Source organism: Anatilimnocola floriformis (assembly GCF_024256385.1).
GTDB classification, from domain to species: Bacteria; Planctomycetota; Planctomycetia; order Pirellulales; family Pirellulaceae; genus Anatilimnocola; species Anatilimnocola floriformis.
Map to the genome: position 1 here is coordinate 5,189,321 of NZ_JAMLFW010000001.1, position 13,103 is coordinate 5,202,423.

The following is a 13,103-nucleotide window of genomic DNA, read 5'->3' on the forward strand; positions in this document are numbered from 1 at the left end:
GGCAATCTACGGATGGACGGAACGAGATGCCGCGCGAGAAGATTGTTACACCAGACCCAGACGATGAGCCGCTTGGTTCGGCAGGCGAATCGGGTTCGCAAGATGCCGACCGCGATTTGCGGCCGACGCGGATCGCCGAAATGATCGGCCAGCGCGATGTGATGGCCCGGCTCGACATCGTGCTCGATGCCGCCCGCAAGCGCGGCGAACCTCTCGGCCATATTCTCTTCGACGGCCCGCCAGGCCTCGGTAAGACGACCTTCGCCACGTGCATTCCTCGTGAGCTCAACGTACCGCTACACACCTCCAGCGGCCCGGCCCTCAAGGCTCCGAAGGATCTGATTCCCTATCTGACGAATCTCGAAGAAGGGGCCTGCCTCTTCATCGACGAGATCCATCGCATTCCCAAAGCGGTCGAAGAATACCTCTACACCGCCATGGAGGACTTTCGCCTCGATATCATCCTCGGCGAAGGGGTGAATGCCCGCACGATCAACTTGCGGCTGAAGCAGTTCACGCTGATCGGCGCCACGACGCGGGCCGGCATGCTCACTGCGCCGCTGCGCGATCGCTTTCATGTGCGCGAGCATCTGGGCTTCTATTCGGTCGAAGAACTGACCGCCATCGTGCGCCGCAGCGGTCGTAAGTTGGCCTGCGATCTTGATGACGATGCTGCGATTGAAATCGCTCGTCGCAGCCGCGGCACGCCGCGCGTGGCAAATAACCGCCTGCGCTGGGTGCGCGATTACGCCGACAGCAAAGCCGGTGGCAAGGTATCGCTCGACGTGGCCCGCGCCGCACTCGCCATGGCCGGCATTGATGTGCTCGGGCTCGATAAACAGGATCGTGGTTATTTGGAAACGATCATCCGCGTTTTCGGCGGCGGCCCCGTCGGTGTCGAAGCCGTCGCGCACACGATGAACTTGGCGACCGACACGCTCTCGGACGAAGTCGAGCCGTTCCTGCTGCGCAGCGAACTCGTGGTTCGCACGCCGCGCGGCCGCATCGTCACGACCAAGGCTTATCAGCACCTCGCCATCAAACCGCCGGAAAAAAAGCAGTCGGATGAAGAGCGGCCGCTGTTTGATTGAGTTGTCGGCTACAACCGCAACTCCAACTTATGCCTGCGGAATCCGAATGCCGCTGAGAGCATGTCGCAGGTTCGACTTCGGAATGACCGGCACCGGCGGGACCTTTTCTTCCTTGACCCACGGCATTTCGGTTTTGAACGCTTCGGGAATGCCGGCCACGCGAGTTTGCACGAGGTGCGGCATCCAGAGGGCTTTGCTGACGAGTTCGATCAGCACTTCGGGATCGAACGGCTTGCGAAGATAATACGAACCGTCAGCCGCGTGCGAACGGCGAACGATATCGGGCTGCTGCGACGACGAGATGAACATCATCGGCACGTCTTCGACGCCCGGCAGTTGCCGCAGTTGGCTGCAGAGATCGAGGCCGCTGTGCGGTCCCAGATCGACATCGCAAATGATCAGGTCGAGAGCCAGCGTTTGCACGGCCTTCGTCGCCGCGGCTCCGTCACGAGCACAGTGGCACTCGTAGCCCGTCATGTTGAGGACGGCAGCAATGCCCGTCAGCATGATCGGGTCATTGTCGATAATCAAAATCACGGCCGGTTCATGAGCCAAGGCAGACATGCAAACCCTCGCGTCTAGCGCAGAAGTGCAAACCCGTCCTTGGCGGAAAAATCCTCGATCACAACTGACTTCGGCCAGCAGAGTCGCCGTGAATCAGAAATGTTTCCGCAAGCGGCACGCGAGGCACAGTCGCTACAATGCGATCTGCCGTCCGCAACCGTAATCGACCCTCACGAAAAATGCCTGAGCTCAACAACCTTCCCTGCTGCGGCCCCACCGAAACCGCCCAGCTCAAAGAGCTGCCGCACGCGTTTGGCTACGACTTTGACCTGCATCAATGCCTCGGCTGCGGCCGAACGTTCATCTATGTCTGGTCGAACGCCGGAGCAGCTGGCGCGTGGGAATGGGTGCCGGAATCAACCGCGCAGGCGATGATCGATGCAGAGGGCGAAGACTTGCTCTCGCTGTTGCGCGATTGGGCGAAAGAGTTATAGGGCCGGAGTGTCCGCACTCACGCAGTTGGCAGCGGTGGGTCGGCCGGGGCATACGAGATTTGCCCGTCCGTCACGTTCTTGATTTCGATCGCCGGCCCGTACGGTTGCTTGACCAGACGAAAGGTGAAGGGAATCACCGCGGAAGGAAGTTCCACTTGGTCCGTTTGAGTCGAGGTGCCGACTTCGATAAAGCTTCCCTCTTGCAAGCGAAGGAGAGTGAGTTGCCAGGGTTTACGGTCAACGATCAATAACTCGCGCGTGCCGACCTTGGCGTAGAAGTCGAGCTTATCCCAAGTGCGGTCATTTTCGCTGACGACTTCGACCGCGAAGTCGGGACCACCTTCCCAATGTGCGCCGTGGAATTTAGCCGTTGTGGTTGTCAGAAAGACGACCACGTCGGGACAACGATAATTTTGCATCCAATCGCCGGCGCGATCGCTGATATTGCAACCAGGCACTACTCGACCAAGTTTTTGCCGCCGTAGTGCCGTCTGCAGGCAGGAATTCAAGTCACCAACAATTTCCTGATGATAATACTCTGGCAATGGCGACACGATGTAAACTCCGTCCCACACTTCGTCGTAGCGATCGAGTCCCTTGGCGCGGCGATCGGCGAGATAGTCGGCTTCGGCGAGTGGATCGATAATGAGCGTGGTCATGGCGGTTTCTCCCGACCTGAATTATAGCTCAATCGCGCTGGCGGCTCGTAGCTGAGCTATTTCTTCGGCTGCAGTTCAATCATCGACTTCGCTAGCGCACCGCCGATGTCTTTCATCGTGCGGCAACTGCCGAGGTAGTGGAAGGGATAGTCGCTGCCGACCTTGTTCCATTCGTCGATGTTATCGCGCCAGCCTTTTTTGTAGACGGCTTCGGCGGCGGTGTCCCAAAAGACGTCGGTTTTCACGAGCGCGACGTTCCCTTTGAATTCGGCGGCGTCGAGCACGGCGGCTTGGGCTTCTTTGAATTTCTGCACGTTGCCGGTCGCCTTCTCGCCATCGACACCCATTTGGCCGATGACAAACGGCAGATTCGGCTTGTCCAAGTCCTTCCGCACATCGCGAATGAAGTGTTGCAGATTCACGGTGTACTCGGCCGTGTAATCGGCGTTGATCATGTCATTCCAGCCTTGGAACCAAGCCAGGCCGCACAGCTCGTACTTCAGATCGGTCGCGCCGGGAAATTGATTCTTAAGATCGGCAAGCGTTTCGCGAACCTCTTTCAGCATGTCGCGATACGCGGCGCCAAACGGCGTCTTCACATCATCGAGCGTGGCTTCCGGTTTTTTCTTCTGCATCTCGGTGAGCATCTTCTGCAGCACTTCATCCTTCGGCAGACCGGCGCTCGGCGAGCGAAAGTCGCGATAGAGGCTCCTGCCGCCCCAAGCTGTTTTGATCAGCAGCACCGGCTCTTCGTAGTGATTGCCGACGACCGTGCCGAACTCGATCTCGGGACCGATGCACTTTGGCGAGCCGTAGCCGATGGTGAGCGGTCCGGCGCGATCGAGAAACTTGATCCGCACATCCGAGCGTTCGATCCACTTGCCATCTTTCTGCCAATGGGCAAAGAGGTCGCGCGTTTCCGGCTGTGCGATTTGATATTCGAGGAGAGAGACCTTCCCCTTTCCCTCCATGTTGGATTGGCCGGCGAGGATAAAGACTTTGATCGGGCGATCGGCGGCAGAGAGTTTGAGCGATCCAAACGCCAACAGCAGAAGCGACACGCAAACAGTGCGAATCATGGCAGGCTCACGCGGAGAGGGGGATGATAGAGCAGCGAACGAAGTATAAGTTCGCCGCTCACCCGTCGAAAGAAGCTACCTGCTGATCGCTACCAACTGAACTCTGGCGAATTCAGCAACATTCCAATTTACTTGCTGGCCGTGGTCAGATTCGTAGCGGCTTGCAAGCCAGCCCGCAGGATGGCATCGTCACCGGCAGCAACCGGCTGGCCCGGCACCGGCTTGGCGACCGAGCGAACCACGATGTCCGGATCGATACCCTTCTTGCTGATCGCAGTGCCGTTCGGCGTGAACCACTGAGCCGTAGTCAAGCGGATGCCGGTGTGGTTCACGGCCAGCGGGAAGATGCCTTGCACCGAACCCTTACCGTAGCTCTTCTCACCGACCACCGTGCCGCGGTGATGATCGTGGATGGCACCGGCGAGAATTTCGCTGGCACTGGCCGAGTCGTGATCGATCAGCACCACCAACGGCATGCCCCACGTGTTTTCGGTCTTGCCCCAGTGCGAGGCGTTTTCGCGATTGCTACGGCCGCGAGTTTCCACAATCAGACCGTCCTTCACAAACTTGTCGGCCACGTCGACGGCAGCCGTCAGCAGACCACCTGGGTTGCCGCGGAGGTCCATGATCAGGCTCCGCATGCCCTGCTTGTGCAGGCTCCACAGAGCAGCGTCCACATCTCGCGAAGTCGTCTTCTGAAAGCTCGTCAGTTTGAAGTAACCGACGCCCGTGTCGTCGATCATCCGCACGTCTTCAACGCTGGGGACTTCGACACGGCGGCGAGCAAGCTTCAGGGTACGCAACTCACCGGTTGGGTTGCGGAGCGTGACCGAGACCAGGCTCCCTTCCGTGCCGCGAAGTAGATCGGCCAACTGATCAGGCGAAACTTGATCGCTACTCTTTTCATCGACTTGCACAATGCGATCGCCAGCCCGCACGCCGCCTTGCTGAGCAGGGCCGCCGCTGATGACGTTCACCACGAGCAGGCCGGCCGGTTCGGTCTTCAGCTCCACACCCAGGCCGACAAAGTTGCCTTCGATTTGAGCGAAGATTTCGTCCATCTGGCTGTCGGTGAGGAAGCTCGAGTATTCATCGAGGGCCGCGGCAGCGCCACTGGCATATTCCAGAATGATGGCTTGCGGGGCGATCGAGTAGCGATGCTTGATCGTACGGGCGATGGCTTCGACCAGATCCTTCGCAGCGCGACGATCGTCGATCGGCTGGCGGTCGGTCCAAAAGCGAATGTCACGTTGCAGCTGAGCGTGCTGTTCGGCGGTCAGGTTCAAGCGGTTCGAGGAAGCGAACACCGGTTCGGTGAGAGCAGCGCCCAGGTTGGTCGTGCCTTGCCGCACCAGATCTTGCCACTTCGGCGCGGTTACATAGTGGGCCGAAACCTTCAGCAGCACATCTTCATAGATCTGCAGGGCTTCGACTTCGGTGAGCGTGTGAATGGCCTTCGTGTAGCTGCCGTCGTTGTAGCGGCGGGCCACATCGTAGTGAGCCTTGACCATGGTCAAGCGTTGCTTGAGCTCAGGTCGTTCGGGGTTGGCTTTGAGGGCGTCTTCATAGTGCAGCACAGCCTCGGCCCAGCGTTTTTGCTGTTCGAGCTGCGAGCCTTGCTCGAGCGCCTGGGCGAGATCGCCGTGATTGATCGCAGCGCCGCTATTGAGAGCGGGAGCGTTCAAAAGTGGTTGCTGAGCGCGACCAACGGTCGGAATGACCGTCAATGCGGCGAGAGCAACAATGCAGAGCGGGGAGTTGAAGCGTAGAGTCATCTGCCTTCTCGGCCGGCGTGCTTCCGCTCCCCACGCCTGCACCATCCGGCCGAGCGCAAACGCGCAAGCAGCAGGGATGGAGCCGGGGAGCGGAACCACGCCGTTTCAGGATGCGGGCGAATCATCGGACCGAGAACTTGACGGCAGCGGGGAAGCTGCCGGCCGGTGCAGAAATCGAAGGTCCCGATCACAACGACAGAATCGCTACAACCGGGCTGGAGCCCCTCAAATCCCGCGGCCAGCTCACGCAATGTGAATTGCGTGCGAAGCATCAGCCAGATGGAATATAGGACACGATTTTGCCGTGGTCAAAGAAAGTGGCGACGAACTCTACGCTTCCCTGTGCAGCGCGGTCTAACAATCGACACAAGCGGCATGATGAGTTACGGAACCGCGTGGCCGTTGGTTCGCGCGGGCGTTTCGGAGGTCGCCTCGTAGCGATTTTGCGGACTTTTTTGCCGAACGCGATTCATCAGCCGCCAAAGAACTGATCGGCGCGATAGGTTTTTGACTTCGCATGCGCCGCGGCTTGGCGAACATGCCAGGCTCGCGGCGAGAAGTGGGAATCGAGCAACGAACCAACCGCATCTCCTCTCTTCCTCTCCTCGGCACTCCGGGGAAAGGGCTGAGGTGAGGGGCAGACGCCACAACCGATCCCGACTAACTCAAACGTATCCCCCGCGCGAAAAGAAAAGTGCTCCGTCAGGCCCGCCAGCTTCGCCACAAACAGCGTTTGCTTGCCACCTTTCCGCCGCGGCAAAAAGATCGCGCCGTGCCAGTTCTCTTCCGCCGTCTCTGTCGACTGTTGTGATTCAGCAGACATCGCCGCCGTAATAAGCCGTTCGCCGCGCTGCGACAGTTCGAGCGACGCGGGAAACTTCGGCTCGACGGCAATCTTCCCTGCGGCGTACGGCGTGCCGAACATCGTCCGCTCGATCCAAGCGAAAGCACTTAACGAGTTCCAAGCCTGAATCAAAAACATCGCCGGCATGCCCTCCGGCATCGTGCTCGTCGGCTGCACGTGAATGCCAATGAGCGATTCGCGGAAAGTGATCCCCATGAAGCGAGCTTCGGTCGCGCTCACAAAAACCTGCGCGAGTCCATCGGCCGCCAAGGGCTGCAGATTTTCCGCCGCGAGTTTCTCCCGCCAGTACGCCAGATCAGCCGTGCCGTGCAGCGTCACTTCTTTGACGGGGGAGACTTCGGCGACGTATTTCACCGGTTGCATTTTCATGTTGCTTACCAATCGCCCACGCTGCCGTCGCTGAGAAAGACACGTTGCAGCAGTTCCTGTTCGAACGGATGCTTGCGCACTTCGGCTTCGTTGATCTCAATGCCCAGGCCAGGCCGAGTGTTCGGTCGCACGATGCGTCCTTTCGGGTCAATCGAAAAACCTTCCTGCACTACGTCGTTGCGCCAGGGAACGTCGTTGTGAACCGTTTCGCAAATGATGTAGCTCGGCTGCGAGAAGCCGAACTCCAGCGAAGCCGCGGTGCTCACCGGCCCTTGTGGATTGTGCGGCGCGAGTGAAATGCGATGGGCCTCGGCCAGTGCGGCGATGCGACGAGCTTCCGATAGACCGCCGCAGTGCGTGATATCGAGCTGACAAACTTCGCACCCGCGGGCCGCAAACAAATCGCGGAACTGCGCGAGATGCGTCATCCGCTCGCCGGTCGCGACGGGCGTGACCAGCTCGCGATTGATCATCGCCAGCCCTTCGATGTTCTCTGCCCAGCAGGGCTCTTCGAAAAAGTAGAGATGATACGGCTCGAGCGCCTTGCCGAATTGCAAACCCATCGCCGGCGAAGGCCGAGCATGGCAATCGACCATGATGTCGATCTCCTCGCCGACTGCTTCGCGCATCGCGCGCACGGCCGCTTCGGCAGCGCGGATCGGCTTCATCCCTTCCAGCGGCAACGTCGAGGGCACGGCCATGCTCTTGAACGCGGTGTAACCATCGGCCACGGCCTGCTGCGCGAGCTCGGCAAATCGTTTCGCATTGTCGACCGGCGTTTCATAAAAATCTTCCATCCGCCCGCCGCCGAGATGGCAATACGTGCGGACATGATCGCGCACCGGACCGCCCCAGAGTTTGCTGCAGGGCATGCTCGCCACCTTGCCGAGAATATCCCACAGCGCGAGATCGATACCGGCGATCGCCGTGGCGCGCACGATGCCCGTGCCGTGCCAGAAGTGTTGGCGGTGCATCATCTGCCACAGGTGTTCGATCCGCGTGGGATCTTCACCGACGAGGAGTTGCGAAAGATCCTCAAGCGCGCCAACCACGGCCCGCGTGTGCCACTCGAGCGTCGCTTCGCCCCAACCGAACAGGCCCGGCTGATCGGTGTGGACCTTCACAAAGATCCAATTCCGCATGCGGGCGTGACAGACGAGTGGCTCGATCCGGGTGATTTTCATGGGCGATGCTTGCGGGCCGCTGGTGGTATTTGCGTATTACGATTCGAGGCGAACCGTTATGATGGCGGGAACATTTTGTTCCGGGAGTTTCGTCATGTACAGATTGCTGGCTTGCACTGCACTGGTTGCCGCCTTCCTGCTGACCCATCGTTCTGCTGCAGCGCAGATTCCGGGCGCGCCGGCGTTTCCGGTGCAGCTGCGAATCTTCGAGAAGTATGACGAGAACCTGGCCACTCTGCTGGTCAAAGAGTCGTATCTCGCCGAGCGACCCGTGACCGTGGTGAGCATCAACGCGGCCGGCGTGGAAGAAAAACGTGTCGAGAAGACGATGGAAGTTCGCGAGGCCACTTCGAAGTACCTGCTCGCCGAAACCACGATCTACACCGTCGGCGGCAAAGAACTCGACCGCAAAGTCGCCGCTAAAGAAATCAAAAAGGGGCAACCGGTGATCATGGTCACCCCTTTCAGCAAACTCCCCGATGCCTACAAACAACTCTTCCGCGACGATGCGATCATCCTCGAAGTGAAAGCCCTCGGGACGCTGCCCGATCTCGACGGCGTGCCACCAGAGAAACCGTAAACCGAGAGCGACCAAGCCGGAGGCTAGCGCCTGGCGGCTGATAAGACGATCGGCAATTTGGTTTTGAACGAATTTGGAAATCTCTAGTACGAATGGATTCTATGCGACTCTCTCTCCTAACCCTGTTCTGCTGCGGTCTCGGTTTGGCCACTCAGCTTCACGCCCAATCGCCGCCCGCGCCGCAAGTGATGGGCGTCGGTGGCTACGACGCGGCATCGAAAGTTCTCAGCCTCAACTTCACGGTGATGCTCACGCGCGAAGTGCTGCAACGGCAAACAGCCCCCGATGGCAAACTGATCGCCGTCCCGGTCACGGTCTTCGAAGAATCGCTTCGCCGCCAAGACCTGAACCTGGCCGATCTCAAATTCAGCAACGTGGCTGGCAAGGACCTCAACGCCGCCGACGCTGCTAAGAAACTAAAGCCCGGCCAGGCCGTTGTCGTCCTGACGATGGGCGCGAATCTCTCGAAGTTGCAACGCAGTCTCTACCGCGACGACGCGATCATCATCGAAGTCAAACCGATGACGCCAACACCAGCGCAAGGCCCGCCGCCCGCACCGTAGGCCGCTGGCGGCGGAAATGCGCCGTGATGAATTTGCTGTGAAGAAATCGGAGGCGAGCAAGACGCAGACATCGAGCGCGAATAGAGAGTAAAGGAGCGTTCGATGAGCAGCAGTGAGCAGCCAGTCGCCGACAAGCCGATCACCGTCTGGGAGGTCGCTCAAACGCTGACTGGATTTCTGCTGCTGCTCGCGATTGGCTACTCCTGGCTGTTCACGCTCACGTTCATCAATCGTTGCAACATTCGGTGGAACAAACAGAACTACGGGTTGGAAACATTTGTCGTGACGGCGGTTGATTACGACGCGAATGGCGAGTTTGGCCCTGATTATCATCTCGATGGAGAAGTTGCAGGGAGCTCTGAGCGGCACGTGCCGCGACTGCGCCGCGATCAAGCGGTGAGAGGAAAGGGGGATCTGGCACGGCTATTCCCCGCGGGGACGAAACTCGCCGTTTACTACAACCCCACAATGCCGCGCTCGATTATCCAGAACGAGTCTCTCCGCGTCCTGACTGCCGAACCGGACTTCTGGCAAAAAGAAATCAACTTGACGGTCTGGCTAGGCTGGCGAGTGTTTTTGCCGGTACCAGTCATGGCGACGATCTACCTGCTGGTGCGGAGAGAAAACTTTCGACGGTCCCAGCTGATTGCGGCCGGGAGTGACGTTGCAAAACGGGGTCGGCAAGCAGTTGACTAAATGGTGAACATTAGTACAATATCGATGGCGTGTCGCCATGCCGTGATCGTTGGCAATTTGGTGGAAGATCAGGATCCGTAGCCAGCTGCGATTGCACCTTCGCTCTCATCTCGAAGAGATCACTTGGGGGAATGAGGCGACACACGCAGATGTGGACGGCGATGATTGAATGGTGGTGGAGAACGGTTGTGAATCGTTGTGGAAACTGTTGTGAAGTTCGACGGCAATTCGAGTGACGTTTAAGGGTTTGCATCGATGGGATGCACGGCAAGTTGCGAAGCAGCAGTAAGTTGAATCACCTGAAAACGTCGCAAGTGGTTATGCGACCACGGTTGTGAAAGTGTTGTAAAAAAATACGGAGAATGGTGGTGATTTGTTGCGTAAGCAATGGCTAGCGAAGAGCTTGCGGCAGTTTCAATTCGCGCTCACAACTGTTGTGAAGCTCGTACACCGCCAGTGTTAAGGGCAGTGGCGGCGGCGCAAGTCGCTACGCAGGTCGCGGTACGGCGTAACGCAGTTCGGCGAGGCCGTTGTTGATCTGTTCGACGGAGAGCAACTTCAACGGCGGCGTGATGATGCGGCGGGGGAGGAGTGGCTTGCCGGTGACGAGTGTGACCGCGCCGATTTGGAGGATGAGTTCGTCGAGCAAGCCGGCGTCGTAGAATTGGCCGACGAGTTCGCCGCCACCAACGATCCAGAGATTTTTGCCACCGGCGGCAGCGGTCATTTGCTCATGGATGGGGCGGACATCGCCAGAGACAAAGCGGATATCGGCGCCGGGAATGACGGGCAGCTGGCGCGTGGTAAAGATCCAGGTCGGTTGTGAGTAAGGCCAGGGTTCGCCGGCTGGATCGCCAGGTTTGATGGCATGGCGGAGGAGCCATTCGTAAGTGGTCGAGCCCATGGCAAGGGCGCCGACATTGCGAATGAATTCGCCGTAGCTAGTTTCGCTCGGATCGCCGAGCTGAAAGAGCCACTCGAGGGAATCGTCCTCGGTGGCGATGAAACCGTCGAGACTGCATGCGGTGTAGTATTGCGTGGGCATGCCACGATCATACATTTCCCTCCCGCGATCGTGACACGGGAGGGATGAACGCCGCGAACTCGCCTAGGCCTTGGCCGCGATGTTGATATAGGCGTGCACGTGGGGTGCGCCGCGGAAGTGCCAGACAAACGACGGACCTTCGACGCGCCAGATATCCCAGGTCTTGTCCTGACCGAGATCGCCCGTTTGATAGAAGGCCATGTGGAGCTTGCTCACGCCGCCATCGGCTTTGAGCATGGCCATCACTTCATCGGCGTCTTCGGCACGGTACGGAGCAAGCAGCACCTTGAGGGTGTCTTCGACCAGTTCCTGCTGATCACTGCTTAGTTCGCTCACACCGACGCCGGGGAACTTGCCGCTGGCACCTTGGATCTGCACTTTGTCTTCGCCAGGTGCATTCGCGAGCAGCGCCTTCTCGGCTTGCTTCGGATCGAGGGCTTTGAAGACCTCGTTGGTCTTTTGCGTTTGATAGAGGTAGAGGTTTTCCTTGGGATTTTCTTCGCCGTGGCCATAGATCAGCGGCCCGCCGAAGGCAGCCTTGTCGACGCTGTCGCCATCGGCCCGCAGTGTGAGATGGCGGCCGGTAAGAGTCCACTGAAACTTGCCCGAGTCGGGGTTGCCGAAGAAGGCCATGCTGTAAGCACCGACGCCGCCGTCGTCGTATTCGGTTTGCTTCAGCAGCCGCTGATAGCCGTCTTCGGAGCAGACGCGCTTGACGATTTCGTTGGCTTGGGCCTTTTGTTCCTTGGTATAGAACGGGTCGTCGATCTTTTGCTTGGTGATGTGCCAGTTGGCGTTGATCTTTTTGCGGAGGTCGTGATCGAAGTCAAAGCAAACGGCTTTGCGTTGCTCGGCAGAGAGTGACTTGAAGAGCTCGGCAGCCACGGTTTCGGCGGCGCTCTTGGGCGAAGGCGCGGCAAAGACAGAGCTGGTCAGCAGCGGCGCGGCTGCGGTGGCGAGGGCTACGCCGCCTACCGCGCGGAGGAAGTCGCGACGATCGACTTCGCAGTCGGGACAGGCTTTTTTCTTCAGGTTCATGCTTGCTCTCCGGTTCAATTTCTGGGGAGGGATAACTGGCGGGAACGCCCGGCATTGTAGCGAAGCGGCGCGGCGGGTGCGAAACTAAATCGTGCCGGAATGGTTTACTACTTGGCCGAGTCCGTGTTGTCGCCGCCTCTCCTTAACTTGGTGCTCACATGCAGACGAAAATGTGCTTTGTGTTGATGGGCTTGTGTTCTGTTGGTCTCTTAGGCAACGCGTTCGGACAGGAACGGGCTTCGGAACGAGGGAGGGTCGCCGCTCGGCCTGCAATCGGCGAACCGACCAATCCAGTCACTCAGCTGCGAGTCGATAAAGTCGCGCCGAGCCTGAAGCATGACTCGCGGGTGATTGAGTATGTCGAGAATATGCTGAAGGACTATGACAAGAACAATGACGGCGCGCTCGATAGCACCGAATGGAAAGCCGCCCGCTGGAATACTCCGCCAGAGACCTCCGACACCAATCAAGATGGCAAGCTCGATCGAGATGAGCTCTTGCAACGAATCGCAGCCCGCTTCAGCTTGACTGCCGTCAGCGCTCCGGCTGCGGCCAACGAAAAATCGGTCGCTCGCAAGCTGATTCATTTCGAATTTGTGCTCATCGAACGAGGTGCTGGCGAACTGGGTGTTGATAAGCACAAGACGCCATCGGTCGAGCAGTTGCTGCAACTCGAAAAGGATGGCAAGGCTTCGCAAGTACAGCGGCTGAAGCTTAATGCGCTCGAGAATGTGGAAGCCCGTTTGCAACTCGGCGAGGATGCGCCGTTTGTGACTGGTCGCACGAATCGCGCGGGAGGCGGCGGTTTTGGTGGCTCACAAGAGAGCGTGACTTACAACTCGCTCGGCACGACGATCACACTGACGGCGGAAACGGAAAGCGATGGCAATGTGCTGGCGTCGCTCAATCTGGCTCGCAGCACGGTGGCGCAGCCGAAAGCGGCGGAGAAGATCGAAGGACAAGAGCCGACTACGAATTCGTATCCGCGGCGCGTATCGGGAACGATCGTGACCACGGTTCGCATCAAGCCCGGCGAAGCCACGCTGATCGGCGGTCAGCAAACTCCCACCGGTGCCTCGGCGGGCGAATTGTGGGTGATTGTGACCGCGAAAGTGGACTGAGAGTCGGCTTTCGCTCCGCGAAAGCGGTAGGTCAGGCACT

The 13,103-nt window shown here is 59.0% G+C and carries 14 protein-coding genes; 6 read left to right on the forward strand and 8 right to left on the reverse strand.

Annotation, left to right across the window (positions count from 1 at the left end):
- Positions 1 to 26 precede the first annotated feature (26 nt).
- The gene (gene ruvB / locus M9Q49_RS20440; RefSeq protein ID WP_254510685.1) at positions 27 to 1,091 is read left to right on the forward strand and encodes a Holliday junction branch migration DNA helicase RuvB; all 1,065 of its coding nucleotides are present in this window, start codon (positions 27 to 29) and stop codon (positions 1,089 to 1,091) included.
- A 27-nt stretch (positions 1,092 to 1,118) separates the two neighbouring features.
- On the opposite strand, the gene M9Q49_RS20445 is transcribed toward ruvB, so the two are convergent.
- The gene (locus M9Q49_RS20445; protein ID WP_254510686.1) at positions 1,119 to 1,655 is read right to left on the reverse strand and encodes a response regulator; all 537 of its coding nucleotides are present in this window, start codon (positions 1,653 to 1,655) and stop codon (positions 1,119 to 1,121) included.
- 179 nt (positions 1,656 to 1,834) lie between these two features.
- On the opposite strand from M9Q49_RS20445, the gene M9Q49_RS20450 reads away from it, so the two are divergent.
- Positions 1,835 to 2,089 carry a hypothetical protein gene (locus tag M9Q49_RS20450; RefSeq protein WP_254510687.1) on the forward strand — a complete coding sequence of 85 codons (255 nt, stop codon included), beginning with the start codon at positions 1,835 to 1,837 and terminating at the stop codon, positions 2,087 to 2,089.
- A gap of 17 nt (positions 2,090 to 2,106) precedes the next feature.
- Here M9Q49_RS20450 and M9Q49_RS20455 read toward each other — a convergent pair whose 3' ends face one another.
- From M9Q49_RS20455 to M9Q49_RS20475, 5 genes are all read right to left on the reverse strand, one after another.
- Positions 2,107 to 2,748: a Uma2 family endonuclease gene (locus M9Q49_RS20455; RefSeq protein WP_254510688.1), complete on the reverse strand. Its 642-nt coding sequence runs from the start codon at positions 2,746 to 2,748 to the stop codon at positions 2,107 to 2,109.
- A 56-nt stretch (positions 2,749 to 2,804) separates the two neighbouring features.
- Entirely contained in the window at positions 2,805 to 3,827 is a 1,023-nt protein-coding gene (locus M9Q49_RS20460; protein ID WP_254510689.1) for a sialate O-acetylesterase, read from the reverse strand.
- Between the two features lie 128 nt (positions 3,828 to 3,955).
- The gene (locus tag M9Q49_RS20465; protein WP_254510690.1) at positions 3,956 to 5,602 is read right to left on the reverse strand and encodes a S41 family peptidase; all 1,647 of its coding nucleotides are present in this window, start codon (positions 5,600 to 5,602) and stop codon (positions 3,956 to 3,958) included.
- A gap of 472 nt (positions 5,603 to 6,074) precedes the next feature.
- On the reverse strand, positions 6,075 to 6,836 hold the full coding sequence (locus tag M9Q49_RS20470; protein WP_254510691.1) for a hypothetical protein: 762 nt from the start codon (positions 6,834 to 6,836) through the stop codon (positions 6,075 to 6,077).
- Between the two features lie 5 nt (positions 6,837 to 6,841).
- On the reverse strand, positions 6,842 to 8,020 hold the full coding sequence (locus M9Q49_RS20475; protein ID WP_254510692.1) for an enolase C-terminal domain-like protein: 1,179 nt from the start codon (positions 8,018 to 8,020) through the stop codon (positions 6,842 to 6,844).
- Positions 8,021 to 8,114: 94 nt separating this feature from the next.
- On the opposite strand from M9Q49_RS20475, the gene M9Q49_RS20480 reads away from it, so the two are divergent.
- The 3 genes from M9Q49_RS20480 (at position 8,115) to M9Q49_RS20490 (ending at position 9,859) form a co-directional block, all read left to right on the forward strand.
- Entirely contained in the window at positions 8,115 to 8,600 is a 486-nt protein-coding gene (locus M9Q49_RS20480) for a hypothetical protein (protein ID WP_254510693.1), read from the forward strand.
- Positions 8,601 to 8,701: 101 nt separating this feature from the next.
- Positions 8,702 to 9,163 (forward strand): hypothetical protein, encoded by a 462-nt coding sequence (locus M9Q49_RS20485; RefSeq protein ID WP_254510694.1) that lies wholly within the window; start codon positions 8,702 to 8,704, stop codon positions 9,161 to 9,163.
- Positions 9,164 to 9,265: 102 nt separating this feature from the next.
- Positions 9,266 to 9,859: a hypothetical protein gene (locus tag M9Q49_RS20490; RefSeq protein WP_254510695.1), complete on the forward strand. Its 594-nt coding sequence runs from the start codon at positions 9,266 to 9,268 to the stop codon at positions 9,857 to 9,859.
- 487 nt (positions 9,860 to 10,346) lie between these two features.
- On the opposite strand, the gene M9Q49_RS20495 is transcribed toward M9Q49_RS20490, so the two are convergent.
- Both M9Q49_RS20495 and M9Q49_RS20500 read right to left on the reverse strand, forming a co-directional pair.
- Complete coding sequence (locus M9Q49_RS20495) at positions 10,347 to 10,904, reverse strand: dihydrofolate reductase family protein (RefSeq protein WP_254510696.1); 558 nt, start codon at positions 10,902 to 10,904, stop codon at positions 10,347 to 10,349.
- A gap of 63 nt (positions 10,905 to 10,967) precedes the next feature.
- Positions 10,968 to 11,942, reverse strand: a complete 975-nt coding sequence (locus M9Q49_RS20500; protein ID WP_254510697.1) for a DUF3500 domain-containing protein — start codon at positions 11,940 to 11,942, stop codon at positions 10,968 to 10,970.
- Positions 11,943 to 12,100: 158 nt separating this feature from the next.
- On the opposite strand from M9Q49_RS20500, the gene M9Q49_RS20505 reads away from it, so the two are divergent.
- The gene (locus M9Q49_RS20505) at positions 12,101 to 13,063 is read left to right on the forward strand and encodes a hypothetical protein (protein ID WP_254510698.1); all 963 of its coding nucleotides are present in this window, start codon (positions 12,101 to 12,103) and stop codon (positions 13,061 to 13,063) included.
- Positions 13,064 to 13,103: the final 40 nt, after the last annotated feature.